The sequence below is a fragment of the Chelativorans intermedius genome, assembly GCF_025398255.1.
In the GTDB taxonomy this organism is placed as follows: domain Bacteria; phylum Pseudomonadota; class Alphaproteobacteria; order Rhizobiales; family Rhizobiaceae; genus Chelativorans; species Chelativorans intermedius.
Genome location: NZ_JAODNW010000017.1, coordinates 43,936 through 58,711 on the forward strand (window position 1 = coordinate 43,936; position 14,776 = coordinate 58,711).

Consider the following 14,776-nt stretch of genomic DNA (forward strand, 5'->3'; position numbering starts at 1 on the left):
AAGCGCATCAGTAGCTTACGCCCGATCGCTTCATTTTTATTTAATCTGGGTTACCAAAGAGTGAAGCTTGCAAGGATTATCGCACGCCAATGCCGGATGGAACTTTCACGCGCCGTCTGTCGCCTTGGCGTCCGCACCCCACGGGCACCGTTGAATCGGAGGAAAAAGGCAAGAGTTTGACTGGCCCGCCCACGCGCGATGCCCGGCCTATTCCTCGCCGTCCAGCGCCTGCCTGGCTGCAAGGCGGTGCGCCGGCGTGATATGGGCACGCACCGCGCTCAAGGCGGCCATCAGCACCGCCACGTCGTCGGTGAAGCCGAACCCCGCCAGAAAGTCGGGAACGGTGTCGAGCGGCAGCACGAAATAGGCCAGCGCCGCAAGCAGGATGCCGCGCACCCTGGCCGGCGTCTGGCGGTCGAGCGCGCAGTAATAGCCGGCCACCACGTCTTCCATGAAGGGCACCTGGCGGGCCGCTTTCCTCACCGTGCGCCAGAACCGGCGACGCACGTTTTCCTCGCGCCGCCCGTTCTCCTCGGCGCTGCCCGGCAGGAGGATTTCACCGATCTTCACGTCTTCCATCGTCCTTGCTCCCGGCCCGGAATGTGGGGAGGCAGGCCGCCGGCTGCAATGGCTGCGGCGCGCTCAACGCCCGGCGAAGGCGTTCATCCTCTTCGCCAGCTTCACGTCCAGCTCCGTCAGGCCGCCGGCATCGTGCGTGGTCAGCCGCACATCCACCGTCCTGTAGACATTCGTCCATTCGGGATGGTGGTCGAGCTTCTCCGCCGCCAGCGCTGCGCGCGTCATGAAGCCGAAGGCCTCGTTGAAGCCGGAGAAGGTGAAGCGGCGCTCGATGGCCTTGCCGTCATCCGCAAGCCGCCAGCCCTCAAGCCCGGCCAGCGCCTCCTGCACCTGTTTTGCGTCGAGCTTGTCCCTTGCCATTGCGTCTCTCCGTGCTATCGCGTGGAAGCATGAAGCATAACGCAGCAGAAGCGGGCGAACAGGCCCGCACCGCCGTTCTTTTCGTCTGCCTCGGCAACATCTGCCGCTCGCCGCTTGCCGAGGGTGTCTTCCGTGCGGTGATTGCCGAACAGGGAATGGAAGACGCCTTCCACGTCGAATCGGCCGGCACCGGCGCCTGGCATGTCGGCGCGCCGCCCGACCCGCGCTCCATTGCCGTGGCACGCCGTTTCGGGCTCGACATTTCCGGCCAGCGGGCCCGCCGGGTGGTGGCGGAGGACTTCTCCCGCTTCGATGTGATTCTCGGCATGGACCGTGCCAATGTGCGGGCGCTTTCCCAACGGGCGCCCAGACAGGCCCAGGGCCGCATTCACCTGTTTCTGGACTTCGCGCTTGGCCGCCGGGAGGACATTCCCGACCCGTATTATGGCGGCGAGGACGGCTTTGCCGCCGTCTACTGGAGGATCCGCGAGGCGTCGGAGGCGCTGGCCACGAGGCTGCGCGACGGCTCGGCGCGCATCAGCGGCCAGGCTTCCTCGACGATGTAGGGGCCGCCGCCGATCGAATCGCGCGACGACATGAGCACGAAGCGCCCGACGCGGAAGGGCGCCGCGGCGAAATTGCCCCGCGCCGAAAGATAGGCGGCGACGGAGCGGGGCGTCACGTTCTTCAGACGCGCCAGAGTCACATGCGGGGTGAACTTGCGCGGATCCGCGGGAAGGCCGAGGCGCTGGCAGATGCGCTCGATCTCGCCCTGCAGGGCGAAGAGGTCCGGCGAGGCGGCGACGCCCGCCCACACCGCGTGCGGCTTCCTGCCCCCGAAGGCGCCGACACCGGAAAGCGTGAGATTGAAGGCCGGCCGGCGAACCCGGTCGAGCGCATTGGCGATCTCGTCGGCCACGTGGCCTTCCACATCGCCGATGAAGCGCAGCGTGAGGTGGTAGTTCTCGACATCGACCCACCGGGCTCCCGGGAGGCCGCCGCGCAGAAGCGAAAGGGAGAGGGCTGCATCGCGCGGAATCTCGAGGGCGGTGAACAGTCGCGGCATGGCAACCTCCTCGAATCGCTATGTCAACGCCAGCGAATCACCGATTGGACGGTGGGGCAAGCGCTTTCTGGCGCCGCTGATTCACATCTTCGCTTTTTCCTCCGCCATCTCCCGCGCGACGAGGGGCTCGACCACGGGCAGCACGTTCTCCACCATCACCTCCACGCCGGCGGCGTTGGGGTGCATCCCGTCCTCCAGAAGAAGCTGGGGCTTGGCCGCCACGCCGTCGAGGAAGAAGGGCACGAGCGGCACCTCGTGCCGCTCCGCCAGGCGCGGATAGATGGCGTTGAAGGCCGCGGCATAGTCCTCGCCCAGATTGGGCGCGGCGTACATGCCCAGCAGCACGACGGCGGTTCCCCGCTGTTTCAGGCGGCGGATCATCGCCTCCAGGTTCTGCTCGATGGTCTGTGGCGCAAGCCCGCGCAGCATGTCGTTGGCGCCGAGCTCGAGAAGCACCAGATCTGTGCCCTCCGGCACCGACCAGTCGAGCCGCGACAGGCCGCCGCTGGTGGTGTCGCCGGAAACGCCGGCGTTGACCACGCGCACCAAATGGCCCCGTGCGGCAAGCGCGCTTTCCAGCTTCTCGGCAAAGCCCTCCCCCGGCGCAAGCTGGTAGCCGGCCGTCAGGCTGTCGCCGAAGGCGACGATGCGCCAGGGCTCGGCCGCCGAGAGCCGCGCGGTAAACGCCAGCAGCAGGGCGAGAATCACCGCCGATGACATTTTCGTGAGCGGCAAAACCCGCGCCGCAATCTTGTCCCAGCCTTTGAATGTCATGAAACTTACCCCATATCAGCCGCAATCCGCGCCCGCCGAACCCTTCATATAGGACGCCCCATCCGTGACCGCACCCGTCATCGAACTCATCGACGTCTCCCTGCGCCTCGGCGAAGGCGCATCCACCGTGCAGGTTCTCGACGGTGTCAGTCTGACGGTGGAACGTGGCCGTTCCACGGCCATCGTCGGCCCCTCCGGCTCCGGCAAGTCGACGCTGCTCATGGTGATCGCCGGGCTCGAACGGGTGGACGCCGGCACGGTGCGTGTCGCCGGCCAGACGTTGAACGGCCTCGGCGAGGACGCCGTGGCGGCCTTTCGCGGCCGCACCATCGGCATCGTCTTTCAGTCCTTCCACCTCATTCCCAACATGACGGCGCTGGAAAACGTTGCCGTGCCGCTGGAGCTTGCCGGCCACGACGCCCCCTTTGCGCTGGCCGAGCGGGAGCTTGCGGCGGTGGGGCTCAAGGACAGGCTGACCCACTATCCGGGGGAGCTTTCGGGCGGTGAGCAGCAGCGCGTGGCCATCGCGCGGGCGCTGGCGCCGGCGCCGGCCATCGTGATCGCCGACGAGCCGACGGGCAATCTCGATCAGGCGACGGGCCGCCAGATTGCCGATCTTCTCTTCGAGACGGCGGGCGAGCGTGGCACCACGCTGGTGCTCGTCACCCATGACCCGCGTCTTGCCGAGCGCTGCGAGCGGCAGGTGGCCATGCGCTCCGGCCGCGTCGAGGAGGCGGCGCGCGCGGCCGCTCCGGCGGGCTGAGGCGCTTCCCATGTTCCGCACCGATGCCATCGACGAGAAGAGCGATGATCTTTCCGCCGCCGGGCGGCGCCCCGGCCGCGGCGGGGCGGGGCCGGCCCTGGCGCTGCGCTTCGCGCTGCGCGAAATGCGCGGCGGTCTTTCCGGCTTCTTCATCTTCCTGGCCTGCATCGCGCTCGGCGTGGCGGCCATCGGCGGGGTAAACTCGGTCGCCCGCGCCATCAGCACCGGGGTCGCCACGGAGGGGCAGGCGCTTCTGGGGGGCGACATCCGTTTCGAGCTCAATCAGCGCCGCGCCGGCGTGGCCGAGCGCGCCTGGCTCGAAAGCCTGGGCCAGGTGGCCGAGAGCGCCAACATGCGCTCCATGGCCCGCCTTGCCGACGGCTCCGACCAGGCGCTGGTGGAAGTGAAGGCGGTCGACGGGCACTATCCGCTCTACGGCCGTTTCGTCACCGAGCCGGCGCTCTCCCACGAGGCGCTGTTCGGCCTCGTCGACGGCGCCCATGGGGCGGTCGCTCCGCCCATCCTGTTCGAGCGGCTGGGTCTTGCCGTGGGCGACAGGGTGATGCTGGGCAACCAGGCGTTCGCGCTGCGCGCCGTGCTGGTCAACGAGCCCGACGCCGTTTCCGACGGCTTCGGCTTTGCGCCGCGCCTCATGGTCTCCCTCGACGGGCTTGCCGCAAGCGGCCTGGTGCAGCCCGGCAGCATGGTGGAACACACCTACAAGCTGCGGCTTGCCGAAGGCACGGGCAATGCCGCGCTGGAGGCGGTGCGCGCGGCGGCAGGAGAACGCTTTCCCGAGGCCGGCTGGAGCATCCGCACCCGGCTCAACGCCGCACCGGCTTTATCGTCCAACATCGAGCGTTTCTCGCAGTTCCTCACCCTGGTGGGGCTCACCGCGCTGGTGGTGGGCGGCGTGGGTGTGGCCAATGCCGTGCGCGCCTATCTCGACGGCAAGCGCGCGGTGATCGCCACCTTCAAGAGCCTCGGCGCCTCCGGCGGTTTCGTCTTCGCCGTCTATCTCGCGCAGATCATGGTGATCGCCCTGATCGGCATCGCTGCAGGGCTCGTGCTTGCCGCTCTCATGCCCTTCGTGGCGGGCGCGATGCTCTCCTCCCTCCTGCCGGTGCCCGCGGCCGGCGGCCTCTATCCGTCGGCGCTGGGGCTTGCCGCGCTGTTCGGGCTTCTTGTCACGCTCGCCTTCGCGCTTCTGCCGCTCGGGCGGGCGCGCGACGTGCCGGCCACGGCGCTGTTCCGCGAGATGGGCATCGACGCCAAAGGCTGGCCGCGGCCCTTCTATGTGGCGCTTGCCGCGGCCATTGCCGCGCTTCTGGCCGCCCTTGCCATCCTCTATGCCGAGGAGCGGGACGTTGCGGCCATCTTCGTGGGCGCCGCCGTCTTCGCCTTTCTGGTGCTGCGTGCCGTGGGCTGGGGGGTGCAGGCGCTCGCCCGGCGCGCCCCGCGCGTGCGCTCCACGGCATTGCGGCTTGCCGTCGGCAACATCCACCGCCCCGGCGCGCTCACCCCGTCCGTCGTGCTGGCGCTCGGGCTTGGGCTTACGCTTCTCGCAACGCTGGCGCTGATTGACGGCAACCTGCGCCGCCAGATTGCCGGCAACCTGCCGGAGGTGGCTCCCAACTTCTTCTTCGTCGACATCCAGGCCCATGAGGTGGAGGATTTCGCAGCCCTCATCGCGGCCGAGGCGCCGGGCGGCACGCTGCAGCGCGTGCCGATGCTGCGCGGGCGCATCGTGGCGCTCAATGGCGTCGACGTGCGCGAGATCGAGATGCCGCCGGAGGGCGGATGGGTGCTGCGCGGCGACCGGGGAATCACCTACTCTGCCACCCGGCCGGACGGCGCCACCCTGACGGCCGGCACGTGGTGGCCGCAGGACTACGAGGGCGAGCCGCTCGTCTCCTTCACCGCCGAGGAGGGGCGCGAGCTGGGCCTCCAACTGGGCGATACGCTGACGGTCAACGTGCTCGGCCGCAACGTCACCGCCCGCATCGCCAGCTTCCGGCAGGTGGAATGGGAGACCCTGTCCATGAACTTCGTCATGGTCTTCTCGCCCAACACCTTTGCCGGCGCTCCCCACGCCTGGCTCGCTACGCTGACGGACGCCAGCGCTACGGGCGAGGACGAGGCGCGCATCCTCAACGCCGTCACCCGCGCCTTTCCCACCGTCACCACCGTGCGCGTGAAGGACGCGCTCGACGTCGTCAACCGGCTGGTGGGCCAGCTTGCCACCGCCATCCGCGCCGCCGCGGCGGTCGCCCTCGTCTCCTCGGTGCTGGTGCTTTCCGGGGCGCTCGCCGCTGGCAATCGCGCCCGCGTGCACGATGCGGTGGTGCTGAAGACGCTGGGCGCCACCCGGCGCACGCTGATCGCCGCCTTCGCGCTGGAATATCTGATGATCGGGCTTGCCACCGCGCTCTTCGCGCTGGCCGCCGGGGGGGCTGCGGCCTGGTATGTGGTGGCCCGCATCATGACTCTGCCCTTCGCCTTCCTGCCGCAGGTGGCGTTCGCCACCATAGCCGCCGCGCTGGTGCTCACCGTGGGTTTCGGGCTCGTCGGCACCTGGCGCGTGCTCGGCCACAAGGCCGCCCCCGTTCTGCGCAATCTCTAGACCGGTTCATCGTTTCAATGAAACGCTGATCCGGTCCATCTATTTGTTTTTGCGGCATTTGTGCGACGCCAGATGATTCCATCTGGCTGCAAAATGCTGTAGGGGGGCCGCGTATCGAGAGCCGGTTCGCGAATCGTGTTGAAGGCCGCGCGCCCCGCACAAAAGGCGCCGCCCGGCGCTTTTCGCGGCGGCCAGGTCTTGCCCTCGTCACAAACTGACATCATATTTGAGCTCACGCATGCTGGACTCCCGCCAGCGGCGAGCGGCCCCTTGGCCGGCACCCGACGGGAGAGTAGCGAGAAATGAGGAACACATGGCTGACCTTCGCAACTATCAGGCCCGCGTAGCGACCGGCGCTCGCGCTGACGCGGCCATCGACGAGGGCCTGCGCGCCTACATGATCCGGGTCTACAACCTCATGGCGCTGGGCCTGGCCATCACCGGCCTTGCCGCGTGGGGTGCCTTCAACTTCGCGGTGGCGGACGGCCAGCTTACGGCCTTCGGCCAGCTCATCTATGCCAGCGCCTTCCGCTGGGTGGTCATCCTGGCTCCGCTGGCGCTGGTCTTCTTCATGAGCTTCCGCATCCACACGCTCAGCGTTTCGGCGGCGCAAACCACCTTCTGGGTCTACTCGGCCCTGGTGGGCCTGTCGCTGTCCACGATCTTCCTCGTCTATACGGGCGAGAGCATCGTGCGCACCTTCTTCATCACCGCCGCCTCTTTCGGCGCCCTGTCCCTTTGGGGCTACACGACGCGGCGTGACCTCTCCGGCATGGGCTCCTTCCTGTTCATGGGGCTCATCGGGCTCATCATCGCCTCGATCGTCAACATCTTCCTCGGATCCTCGGCGCTGCAGTTCGCCATCTCGGTGATCGGCGTCCTGGTCTTCGCGGGCCTGACGGCCTACGACACGCAGCAGATCAAGGAGATGTATTACGAGGGCGACAGCGAGCTGGTGGCCGGCCGCAAGGCGATCATGGGCGCGCTCAGGCTGTATCTCGACTTCATCAACCTGTTCATGTTCCTGCTGCAGTTCCTGGGCAATCGCGAGTAGGACGGCAGCGGCCAAGCCGATACGGAAAGGCGGCTTGCGGGCCGCCTTTTCTTTTTCCCGGCTTCCTGCCATGAAGGGGAGAGGAAACCTGCAGGAGCTGCCCTGGATGTGCGCCATCACCATCCGCCCCTCCGTTCCCGCCGACATTCCCGCCATCACCCGCATCTATGCCCATGCCGTCGAGGCAGGCACGGCAAGCTATGAGCTGGAGCCGCCGGACGAGGCGGAGATGGCCGCGCGCCGCGAGGCGCTGGTGGCCCGTTCCTACCCCTATCTGGTCGCCGAGGCGGAAGCCGGGGTGGTGGGCTACGCCTATGCGGGGCCATTTCGTGCGCGCCGGGCCTATCGGTTCATGGTCGAGGATTCGGTCTATGTGGCGCCCGAGGCGCAGGGCCGCGGGGTCGGGCGCCGCCTGGTGGCGGCGCTGATCGAGGAATGCCGCGCCCTGGGCTTCCGGCAGATCGCCGCCGTCATCGGAGACGGCTCGCCCGAAAGTGCCTCGGTGCGCCTGCATTCCGCCCTGGGATTCCGCCATGCCGGCGTTCTTGCGGGCAGCGGCTACAAGCATGGCCGCTGGCTGGACACGGTCTTCATGCAGCTTGAACTCAACGGCGGCACCGCCACGCCGCCCGATCCCGATTCATTGCCCGAGCGGCTGTTTCGCGCGGGAAGGCTGTAGGGCGGGGCCGGCCGGCTGCTCTCCTGCCGCCTTCCGGCGGAAAGGTCAGGCGCGCACCACCTTCAGCTTGCGGTCGAAGACGGCCAGCACGCGGGAAAGCTCCGGGCCACGTTTCAGGATGGCGCCGCTGGCGGCAACCACGCTGTAGGCGCCCTGCCTGCGCGCCAGCCGGGGGTTCTTGACGATCTGGAAGAGCGGCACCTCGCTGGTGCGCCGGAAGACGGAGAAGACGGCCCTGTCCTTCAGATGGTCGATGGCATAGTCGCGCCACTCGCCGGCGGCCACCATTTGCCCGTAGATGCGCAGGATCTGGTCGAGCTCGCGGCGGTCGAAGGTGACGGGCAGGTCCTGCCGCGCCCGCCGCACTTCGCTCAACCGCACCAGAACCCCGGAGGCTTCGCCGTCCTCCCCGGCGCTCGAAAAGTCGCTCATGCCCGTTCGCGTCCCTTGTGACGGTTTATGACAGAGGGTGACGCGGCGCGCCGGCAAATGCAACCCCGCATGTGCAACCCCTGCGCCGTCGCCGCCTCGCCTCTTGCGCTTCGCGGCGGCAGCGTCCACACTGGCAGCGTGTTCAACGAAGCGAAAGGAGGTGATCCGATGTCGAGTGGTTTCAATTCCAGCGTGGCCTCGGCGGATTGCCTTTTCCGGGAGCAGCCTCTCGGGTGAAGCGCATGACGCGCGGCAAGGCGCCCAGCGCGCTGCAGCTTGCCGGCCGCGCCAGGAATGGAATGCACGGGGGCCGCCTGACCGGGCGGCCCTTTTGCTGTCGGGCGCCGGGACGGCGCAGCTCAGCCGTCGATTTCGCGTCCGATGATCGCGATGGCCTGCTGATAGACGCTTGCCGCGTTCCAGCCCTGCAGGGCGCGGAAGTTCGGCTCGCCGGGCTGATAGCCGGCGCCGGGACGCCAGCCATGGGCGCGCAGGAAGTTGGCGGTGGAGGCAAGCGCATCCGCCGATGAGCCGATCATGTCCACCCGCCCGTTGCCATCGCCGTCGACTCCGTATTTCAGCGCGTTGCCGGGCAGGAACTGGGTCTGGCCGATCTCGCCATGGGCGGCACCCACCGCGCGGGGGTCGAGCATGCCGCGCTCCACCAGCGTCAGCGCCGCATAGAGATGGCCGGTGAAGAACTCTGATCGCCGGCAGTCATAGGCAAGCGTGGCGACGGATGAGAGGATGTGCTGGTTGCCGAGAAACCGTCCAAAGCCGGTCTCCATGCCCCAGATGGCAATCAGCGGTCCCGGCGGCACGCCATAGCCGCGCTCGATGGCGGCGAGAAGGCCGGCATGGCGCTGCTTGAGCTTCCGGCCCTGCGAGATGATGACATTGGCGCCGCGCTTCTTCATGAAGGCGTCAAGGGTGAGCTTGAAGCTTTTCTGGCTCCGGTCGGCGGCGATCGTCTTGGAGGCATAGCGCGTGCGCCCCAGCGCATCGAGCGCGCGGGGGCCGACGCCGCGCGCGGCTGCCTCCTGCGTGAACTGCGCCTTCCAGTGCTCGAAGCCGCCGGCGCCATTGCCGCAGCTGGCCGCTTCCGCCGCGCCAAGCGCCCACGCATATGCAAGCAGCGCGGCCGCCAGCAATCTCCCTCTGCCTGCCATTCCCCTCTCCGTCGAATCGCGCAAAACCGCCCGCGCGGACTATGCCAGCATGGCGCGCTCTTGTCACCCGCTGCAGGTCGCCAGGGTTGCAGCACCTGCCCGGGCCATGCACCGGCGCGGCAGAGCGCCGCCATTGGCTCTCGAAACTGCCACAGGAAAACGCTATATGCGCGGCAAAGGACAGGCAATGATCCACATGTACCAGACACGCGCCTGGCACGACCAGCTTTCCCCCTCTCTCGCCGAGTTCGAGCGGCTGGCGATGGAGACCTATGCCAATCTGCCGGAAGAGTTCCGCCGGCTGACCGGGGACATCATCATCCAGGTGGCCGAGTTCCCGACCGAGGAGATCATGGACGATCTGGCGCTGGAAACGCCGTTCGACCTGCTCGGCCTGTTCGAGGGACGCGGCATCGCCGAGCGCTGGAACCCGGCCACCGGCGAGGGCCCCAACCGCATCACGCTCTATCGCCGCGCCATTCTGGACTATTGGGCCGAGAACGAGGAGACCCTGGGCGACATCGTGGCGCATGTGCTGATCCACGAGATCGGCCACCATTTCGGCCTGTCGGACGAGGACATGGAGCGCATCGAGGAAGGCGCGGGGGACTGGCCGTCACCCGGCTCGTGACCCTCGCGGCACCGCGCTTCGCCCAATCGGCCTGCCCTTGCCGGGCCGATGCACCGGGGCGGGAGATGCCCCGCGAGGGGTCAATAATCTCCCAGCTTCATCTCCGGCGTGTAGTCCACGCCTTCCACCTCCTTGTAGACGGCCTGGCCGCAGCGCATGGTCTGCGTCTTTGCGTCGAAGGCATAGGTCGGGCCGCCGTGCAGCAGCCAGCCCTTGTTGAGCGCCGCCGTGACCTTGTGGCAGAAGCTGGAATCATCCGGTCCCGTCAGGAAGCGATAAAGCCTCATCCGTCCTTCTCCTCGATCCGTTTTGCGCGGGCGATCAGCGCCTCGGCCATCCTGAGATGCAGTCGCTCGACCATCCGCCCGCCCAGCGAGACGACGCCGCGCCCCTGGTTCTCCGGTCTGGCGAAGGCGGCGACGATGGCCTGCGCCTCCGCCACTTCCGCCGCCGTCGGCGCGAAGGCCGAGTTGGCCGCGGCGATCTGTGCTGGGTGGATGAGCGTCTTGCCGTCGAAGCCCATGGCGCGGGCGGCCGCGCACTCGCCGGCAAAGGCGGCGAGGTCGCGAAAGTCGTTCGACACGCCGTCGAGCACGCCGAGAGAGCCGGCGCGGGCGGCCAGCACGATCTGCATCAGCCACGGCTTGAGGTTGGCGCGCTCGGGGCCGGGGTCGATGCCTGTTTCCTTCACCAGGTCGTTCGTGCCTGCCACCAGGCAGGAAAGCCGCGCATCGGGCGCGCGGCCGAGCGCGGCGATGGCGCCCGCCTGCATGAGCCCGCGCGGCGTTTCGATCATCGCCCACAGGCGGATTGCGCGCGGCGCGTCGGTCTCCTCCAGCGCCGTCTCGGCCTGCGCGATGTCGGCCGGCTCCTCCACCTTGGGCAGCAGGATGGCATCGGGCCTGACGGCACGCGCGGCCAGGAAGTCTTCCGTGCCCCATGCGCCGGAAAGGGCATTGATGCGCACGGCGATCTCGCATTCGGGGCGGCGGGGGCCGGCGAGGAAGGCGCGCAGACGCTCGCGCGCCGACGCCTTCTCTTCCGGGGCCACGGCATCCTCCAGATCGAAGATGATCGCATCGCAGGCAAGCGCAGCACTCTTGAGCAGCGCTCGTTCGTTGCCGGCCGGCACGTAAAGGACGGAGCGGCGGAGGGGAAGGGCGGGGTCGTGCATGGCTGTTTCATGGCCGAGCGGGCGCGCCGAGGCAAGAGTCTTTGCTTGGGCCCGCGCATGATGTAAATGGGAGCCGACCCACTCTGCAAGCTTCAGACAGGCATCAGGCCCATGGAAAAGTTCACCACGCTCACCGGCGTCGCCGCCCCTCTGCCCATCGTCAATGTCGATACCGACATGATCATCCCCAAGGATTACCTCAAGACGATCAGGCGCACGGGGCTCGGCAAGGGCCTTTTCGCCGAGATGCGCTACATGGAGGACGGTTCGGAGAACCCGGACTTCGTGCTCAACAAGCCGGCCTACCGAAACGCCAAGATCCTGGTGGCCGGCGACAATTTCGGCTGCGGGTCGAGCCGTGAGCACGCGCCCTGGGCGCTGCTCGACTTCGGCATCCGCTGCGTCATCTCGACGAGCTTTGCCGACATCTTCTACAACAATTGCTTCAAGAACGGCATCCTGCCGATCACCGTGAGCCCGCAGGAGCTGGAAAAGCTGATGGACGATGCCGAGCGCGGCTCGAACGCCACGCTGACGGTGGATCTGGAAGCCCAGGAGATCCGCGGACCCGACGGCGGCGTCATTCGCTTCGAGATCGACGCCTTCAAGCGCCACTGCCTGCTGAACGGCCTCGACGACATCGCCCTGACGCTGGAGAAGGCGCCGGCGATCGACTCCTTCGAGCGCCGATATTCCGAAAACAGGCCCTGGGCATAGAGGGCGGCCCCTTGCGCCGCCTCGTTTCAACCGGCTCGCCCTTCGAGAAGACCGCCGGCTACAGCCGGGCGGTCGTGGATGGTCCGTGGTGCTTCGTCTCCGGCACGACCGGCTACGACTATGCCACCATGCAGATGCCGCCGGGCGTCGAGGAGCAGGCGAGAAACTGCCTCGCCACCATCCGTGCCGCGCTCGAAGAGGGCGGCTTTGCCATGGAAGACGTGGTGCGCGCGCATTACTACGTGACCGACCGCGCCTATGTTGACCGTGTCTTTGCCATCGTGGGCGAAGCCTTCGGCGACATCCGCCCGGCGGCCACACTGGTGGTGTGCAAGCTCGCCCGGCCCGAGATGAAGATCGAGATCGAGGTCACGGCGCTGAAGCGCGACCGCGAAGGCGGCTGAGAAGACCGCGCGGGCGGCGGCATCTTGCGCAAAGCCGCACTGCCGTTTAGCAAAGGCGCCACGTCAACCTGCAAGAGGCACCCATGGCAACGCGCAAGCTCCTCCTTCTTCCCGGCGACGGCATCGGCCCCGAGGCGATGGCCGAGGTCTCCAAGCTCATCGCGGTGATGAACGCGGAATTCGACGCCGGCTTCGAGACGGAGTCAGGCCTTGTCGGCGGCGCGGCCTATGACGCGCACGGCCAGGCCATTTCGGATGCCGATATGGAGCGCGCGCTCGCCGCCGATGCGGTGCTGTTCGGCGCCGTCGGCGGGCCGAAATGGGACGGCGTGCCCTATGAGGTGCGCCCCGAGGCCGGGCTGCTGCGCCTGCGCAAGGAGCTGGAGCTGTTCGCCAATCTGCGCCCGGCCATCTGCTATCCGGCGCTGGCCGCCTCTTCCTCGCTGAAGAAGGAGCTGGTGGAAGGGCTCGACATCCTGATCGTGCGGGAGCTGACGGGCGGCGTCTATTTCGGCGAGCCGAAGGAGATTGTCGATCTCGGCAACGGCCAGAAGCGCGCGGTGGACACCCAGGTCTACGACACCTTCGAGATCGAGCGCATTGCCGGCGTCGCCTTCGAGCTTGCGCGCACGCGGCGCAACAAGGTCTGCTCGATGGAAAAGCACAATGTGATGAAGTCGGGCGTGCTCTGGAAGGAGGTGGTGGCCGCCACCCACCAGGCCAAATATGCCGATGTCGAGCTCACGCACATGCTGGCCGATGCCGGCGGCATGCAGCTCGTGCGGCAGCCCAAGCAGTTCGATGTCATCGTCACCGACAATCTGTTCGGCGACATGCTTTCCGACGTGGCGGCGATGCTGACGGGCTCGCTCGGCATGCTGCCGTCGGCCTCGCTCGGCGCGCCGGACCCGGCGACCGGCAAGCGCAGGGCGCTCTACGAGCCGGTGCACGGTTCGGCGCCGGACATTGCGGGCCAGGGGATCGCCAATCCCATCGCCATGATCGCCTCCTTCGCCATGTGCCTGCGCTACTCCTTCAACATGATCGAGGAGGCCGATCGCCTGGAAGGGGCGATCGCCGCGGTCCTTGAGGATGGCCTGCGCACCCGCGACATCCTTTCCGAAGGCGGCCGGGAGGTCAGCACCAGCGCCATGGGAAGCGCCATCGTGGAGAAGTTCCGCGCGCTCGCGGCCTGAGCCCGGCACAGGCGGTTTTCAGACAAAGGCGATTCAGCGCCCGGCGAGCAGTGCTGCAAGCCAGATCGAAAGCGAAAACGCTGCGCCGAGCTTCAGCCCGGCGCCGATCTCGCCTTCGGTCGTTGCCTGGCGCCAGCCGGCGCTGCAGCGCACCGCAAGCGCATTGGCCGTGCCAAGGGCCACGAGGGAGACCTTGGCGAGGAAGGCGGGGTTGGCGGCATATTCCAGCGGCTGTACCGAGAACAAGAGAAAGCCCGTCACCGCGGCAAGCAGCAGACCGAAGGCGGAGACCGCCGCCATCGCCCGCAGAAAGGGGGCGGCGGCGAGGCGAGGAAACAGGCCCAGAATCCTCAGATCGGCCGGCAGGATGGCGCCGATGAGAAGCGCCAGGGCCAGGATATGGGCCGCGTTGACCAGCGGATAGACATAGAGCGAACGGCGCAGCAGCGCCGCCACCGGCCAGTCGCCGAGCGCCTGCAGCCACTCCACCGGCATGGCCGCTCAGTGGCCCGGCACTCGGGCCGGATAGACGTCATAGGTGTTGCCGCCGACGATGACGCGCGCCGCCTTCATGCTGAGCGTCGAGGGATCGCGCGAGCGGAAGCCGATGCACGTGACGGCCTCGCCGATCTCGGCCGCGTTTTCGTCGAACCCGGCCCGCAGGCTGCGCGCCAGGGGCGCCAGATCGACATGCCACACGCCTTCCGCGGTCCGCACCTGCAGGGTAACATGCGGGTTGCCGACATAGATTTCCTCGATCGTGCCGGTCAGCTCGAAGGGTTCGTCCTCGGTCCACGCCCAGCCATGGTGGGCGAGCGCCGGTGGTGCCGCACCCGCGGCAAGGCCCGCTGCCAGGGCAAGGACGCAAAGCGCCGACTGTCTTCCAGACCTCATGGCCGTCTCCCGATCTCGTCCCGCCGGCGGCCAGCCTATGACGGGTCGGCGCATGGCCAAAATCACGTTCCGGCGAGCAGCCGGCCAAGGATACAATTGACTCCGCGACAATTCAGCGTAAAACGCTCACGCGGAAACGGAGACTGGACGGCTCATGCGCGCTCTTTCATCTGCGCACCTCATTGCCAGCCTGAATCGTGCCGCCGGAAACGGCGGCGCCGGTTTCGCTCTTGCCAAATCGACGGCCAAAACGACCGCCAA

At 67.8% G+C, this 14,776-nt stretch carries 19 protein-coding genes; 9 read left to right on the forward strand and 10 right to left on the reverse strand.

Annotated features, from left to right (window positions below; translation table 11 throughout):
* Nucleotides 1–207: 207 nt before the first annotated feature.
* Together NYR58_RS12755 and NYR58_RS12760 are read right to left on the reverse strand one after the other, a co-directional pair.
* Entirely contained in the window at nt 208–579 is a 372-nt protein-coding gene (locus NYR58_RS12755; RefSeq protein WP_261521244.1) for a YkvA family protein, read from the reverse strand.
* A 63-nt stretch (nt 580–642) separates the two neighbouring features.
* Entirely contained in the window at nt 643–939 is a 297-nt protein-coding gene (locus tag NYR58_RS12760) for a 4a-hydroxytetrahydrobiopterin dehydratase (protein ID WP_261521245.1), read from the reverse strand.
* Between the two features lie 29 nt (nt 940–968).
* On the opposite strand from NYR58_RS12760, the gene NYR58_RS12765 reads away from it, so the two are divergent.
* Nucleotides 969–1,505, forward strand: a complete 537-nt coding sequence (locus NYR58_RS12765) for a low molecular weight protein-tyrosine-phosphatase (RefSeq protein WP_261521246.1) — start codon at nt 969–971, stop codon at nt 1,503–1,505.
* On the opposite strand, the gene thpR is transcribed toward NYR58_RS12765, so the two are convergent.
* Both thpR and NYR58_RS12775 read right to left on the reverse strand, forming a co-directional pair.
* The gene (gene thpR, locus NYR58_RS12770) at nt 1,412–2,005 is read right to left on the reverse strand and encodes an RNA 2',3'-cyclic phosphodiesterase (protein ID WP_261521247.1); all 594 of its coding nucleotides are present in this window, start codon (nt 2,003–2,005) and stop codon (nt 1,412–1,414) included. The genes NYR58_RS12765 and thpR overlap by 94 nt on opposite strands.
* An 81-nt stretch (nt 2,006–2,086) precedes the next feature.
* A complete protein-coding gene (locus NYR58_RS12775; RefSeq protein ID WP_261521248.1) occupies nt 2,087–2,779 on the reverse strand; it encodes an arylesterase in 693 nt (230 codons plus the stop codon).
* A gap of 64 nt (nt 2,780–2,843) precedes the next feature.
* Between NYR58_RS12775 and NYR58_RS12780 the strand changes: the two genes are divergently transcribed.
* The 4 genes from NYR58_RS12780 to NYR58_RS12795 all read left to right on the forward strand — a co-directional run bounded on the left by NYR58_RS12780 (nt 2,844) and on the right by NYR58_RS12795 (nt 7,898).
* Nucleotides 2,844–3,542 carry an ABC transporter ATP-binding protein gene (locus NYR58_RS12780; RefSeq protein WP_261521249.1) on the forward strand — a complete coding sequence of 233 codons (699 nt, stop codon included), beginning with the start codon at nt 2,844–2,846 and terminating at the stop codon, nt 3,540–3,542.
* A 124-nt stretch (nt 3,543–3,666) separates the two neighbouring features.
* Nucleotides 3,667–6,165 carry an ABC transporter permease gene (locus NYR58_RS12785; RefSeq protein WP_261521339.1) on the forward strand — a complete coding sequence of 833 codons (2,499 nt, stop codon included), beginning with the start codon at nt 3,667–3,669 and terminating at the stop codon, nt 6,163–6,165.
* 313 nt (nt 6,166–6,478) lie between these two features.
* Nucleotides 6,479–7,219 (forward strand): Bax inhibitor-1/YccA family protein, encoded by a 741-nt coding sequence (locus tag NYR58_RS12790; protein WP_261521250.1) that lies wholly within the window; start codon nt 6,479–6,481, stop codon nt 7,217–7,219.
* 106 nt (nt 7,220–7,325) lie between these two features.
* Nucleotides 7,326–7,898 carry a GNAT family N-acetyltransferase gene (locus tag NYR58_RS12795; RefSeq protein WP_261521340.1) on the forward strand — a complete coding sequence of 191 codons (573 nt, stop codon included), beginning with the start codon at nt 7,326–7,328 and terminating at the stop codon, nt 7,896–7,898.
* A 45-nt stretch (nt 7,899–7,943) separates the two neighbouring features.
* On the opposite strand, the gene NYR58_RS12800 is transcribed toward NYR58_RS12795, so the two are convergent.
* Together NYR58_RS12800 and NYR58_RS12805 are read right to left on the reverse strand one after the other, a co-directional pair.
* Nucleotides 7,944–8,330 carry a DUF2794 domain-containing protein gene (locus NYR58_RS12800; RefSeq protein ID WP_261521251.1) on the reverse strand — a complete coding sequence of 129 codons (387 nt, stop codon included), beginning with the start codon at nt 8,328–8,330 and terminating at the stop codon, nt 7,944–7,946.
* A gap of 359 nt (nt 8,331–8,689) precedes the next feature.
* Complete coding sequence (locus tag NYR58_RS12805; protein ID WP_261521252.1) at nt 8,690–9,499, reverse strand: lytic murein transglycosylase; 810 nt, start codon at nt 9,497–9,499, stop codon at nt 8,690–8,692.
* Between the two features lie 187 nt (nt 9,500–9,686).
* On the opposite strand from NYR58_RS12805, the gene NYR58_RS12810 reads away from it, so the two are divergent.
* A complete protein-coding gene (locus tag NYR58_RS12810; RefSeq protein ID WP_261521341.1) occupies nt 9,687–10,130 on the forward strand; it encodes a metallopeptidase family protein in 444 nt (147 codons plus the stop codon).
* Nucleotides 10,131–10,210: 80 nt separating this feature from the next.
* Here the strand turns inward: NYR58_RS12810 and NYR58_RS12815 are convergent, their stop codons facing one another.
* The gene (locus NYR58_RS12815) at nt 10,211–10,417 is read right to left on the reverse strand and encodes a DUF1737 domain-containing protein (RefSeq protein ID WP_261521253.1); all 207 of its coding nucleotides are present in this window, start codon (nt 10,415–10,417) and stop codon (nt 10,211–10,213) included.
* A complete protein-coding gene (locus NYR58_RS12820; protein WP_261521254.1) occupies nt 10,414–11,304 on the reverse strand; it encodes an HpcH/HpaI aldolase/citrate lyase family protein in 891 nt (296 codons plus the stop codon). The genes NYR58_RS12815 and NYR58_RS12820 overlap by 4 nt, the downstream gene beginning before the upstream one ends.
* 111 nt (nt 11,305–11,415) lie before the next feature.
* Here NYR58_RS12820 and leuD point away from each other — a divergent pair, with 111 nt between their 5' ends.
* The 3 genes from leuD (at nt 11,416) to leuB (ending at nt 13,621) form a co-directional block, all read left to right on the forward strand.
* Nucleotides 11,416–12,021, forward strand: coding sequence for a 3-isopropylmalate dehydratase small subunit (gene leuD, locus NYR58_RS12825; protein ID WP_261521255.1), 606 nt, complete (start codon nt 11,416–11,418; stop codon nt 12,019–12,021).
* 11 nt (nt 12,022–12,032) lie between these two features.
* The gene (locus tag NYR58_RS12830) at nt 12,033–12,425 is read left to right on the forward strand and encodes a RidA family protein (RefSeq protein ID WP_261521256.1); all 393 of its coding nucleotides are present in this window, start codon (nt 12,033–12,035) and stop codon (nt 12,423–12,425) included.
* An 83-nt stretch (nt 12,426–12,508) separates the two neighbouring features.
* Nucleotides 12,509–13,621, forward strand: coding sequence for a 3-isopropylmalate dehydrogenase (gene leuB, locus NYR58_RS12835; protein ID WP_261521257.1), 1,113 nt, complete (start codon nt 12,509–12,511; stop codon nt 13,619–13,621).
* A gap of 33 nt (nt 13,622–13,654) precedes the next feature.
* Here the strand turns inward: leuB and NYR58_RS12840 are convergent, their stop codons facing one another.
* Together NYR58_RS12840 and NYR58_RS12845 are read right to left on the reverse strand one after the other, a co-directional pair.
* A complete protein-coding gene (locus tag NYR58_RS12840; protein ID WP_261521258.1) occupies nt 13,655–14,116 on the reverse strand; it encodes a DUF2214 domain-containing protein in 462 nt (153 codons plus the stop codon).
* A 6-nt stretch (nt 14,117–14,122) separates the two neighbouring features.
* Nucleotides 14,123–14,515 (reverse strand): DUF6152 family protein, encoded by a 393-nt coding sequence (locus NYR58_RS12845; protein WP_261521259.1) that lies wholly within the window; start codon nt 14,513–14,515, stop codon nt 14,123–14,125.
* Nucleotides 14,516–14,776 lie beyond the last annotated feature (261 nt).

Bases quoted from the DNA above. Each gene is read 5' to 3' on its own strand.
- NYR58_RS12755 (WP_261521244.1), bottom strand. From the start codon at position 579: ATGGAAGACGTGAAGATCGGTGAAATCCTCCTGCCGGGCAGCGCCGAG.
- NYR58_RS12760 (WP_261521245.1), bottom strand. From the start codon at position 939: ATGGCAAGGGACAAGCTCGACGCAAAACAGGTGCAGGAGGCGCTGGCC.
- NYR58_RS12765 (WP_261521246.1), top strand. From the start codon at position 969: ATGAAGCATAACGCAGCAGAAGCGGGCGAACAGGCCCGCACCGCCGTT.
- thpR (WP_261521247.1), bottom strand. From the start codon at position 2,005: ATGCCGCGACTGTTCACCGCCCTCGAGATTCCGCGCGATGCAGCCCTC.
- NYR58_RS12775 (WP_261521248.1), bottom strand. From the start codon at position 2,779: ATGACATTCAAAGGCTGGGACAAGATTGCGGCGCGGGTTTTGCCGCTC.
- NYR58_RS12785 (WP_261521339.1), top strand. From the start codon at position 3,667: ATGCGCGGCGGTCTTTCCGGCTTCTTCATCTTCCTGGCCTGCATCGCG.
- NYR58_RS12790 (WP_261521250.1), top strand. From the start codon at position 6,479: ATGGCTGACCTTCGCAACTATCAGGCCCGCGTAGCGACCGGCGCTCGC.
- NYR58_RS12795 (WP_261521340.1), top strand. From the start codon at position 7,326: ATGTGCGCCATCACCATCCGCCCCTCCGTTCCCGCCGACATTCCCGCC.
- NYR58_RS12800 (WP_261521251.1), bottom strand. From the start codon at position 8,330: ATGAGCGACTTTTCGAGCGCCGGGGAGGACGGCGAAGCCTCCGGGGTT.
- NYR58_RS12805 (WP_261521252.1), bottom strand. From the start codon at position 9,499: ATGGCAGGCAGAGGGAGATTGCTGGCGGCCGCGCTGCTTGCATATGCG.
- NYR58_RS12810 (WP_261521341.1), top strand. From the start codon at position 9,687: ATGATCCACATGTACCAGACACGCGCCTGGCACGACCAGCTTTCCCCC.
- NYR58_RS12815 (WP_261521253.1), bottom strand. From the start codon at position 10,417: ATGAGGCTTTATCGCTTCCTGACGGGACCGGATGATTCCAGCTTCTGC.
- NYR58_RS12820 (WP_261521254.1), bottom strand. From the start codon at position 11,304: ATGCACGACCCCGCCCTTCCCCTCCGCCGCTCCGTCCTTTACGTGCCG.
- leuD (WP_261521255.1), top strand. From the start codon at position 11,416: ATGGAAAAGTTCACCACGCTCACCGGCGTCGCCGCCCCTCTGCCCATC.
- leuB (WP_261521257.1), top strand. From the start codon at position 12,509: ATGGCAACGCGCAAGCTCCTCCTTCTTCCCGGCGACGGCATCGGCCCC.
- NYR58_RS12840 (WP_261521258.1), bottom strand. From the start codon at position 14,116: ATGCCGGTGGAGTGGCTGCAGGCGCTCGGCGACTGGCCGGTGGCGGCG.
- NYR58_RS12845 (WP_261521259.1), bottom strand. From the start codon at position 14,515: ATGAGGTCTGGAAGACAGTCGGCGCTTTGCGTCCTTGCCCTGGCAGCG.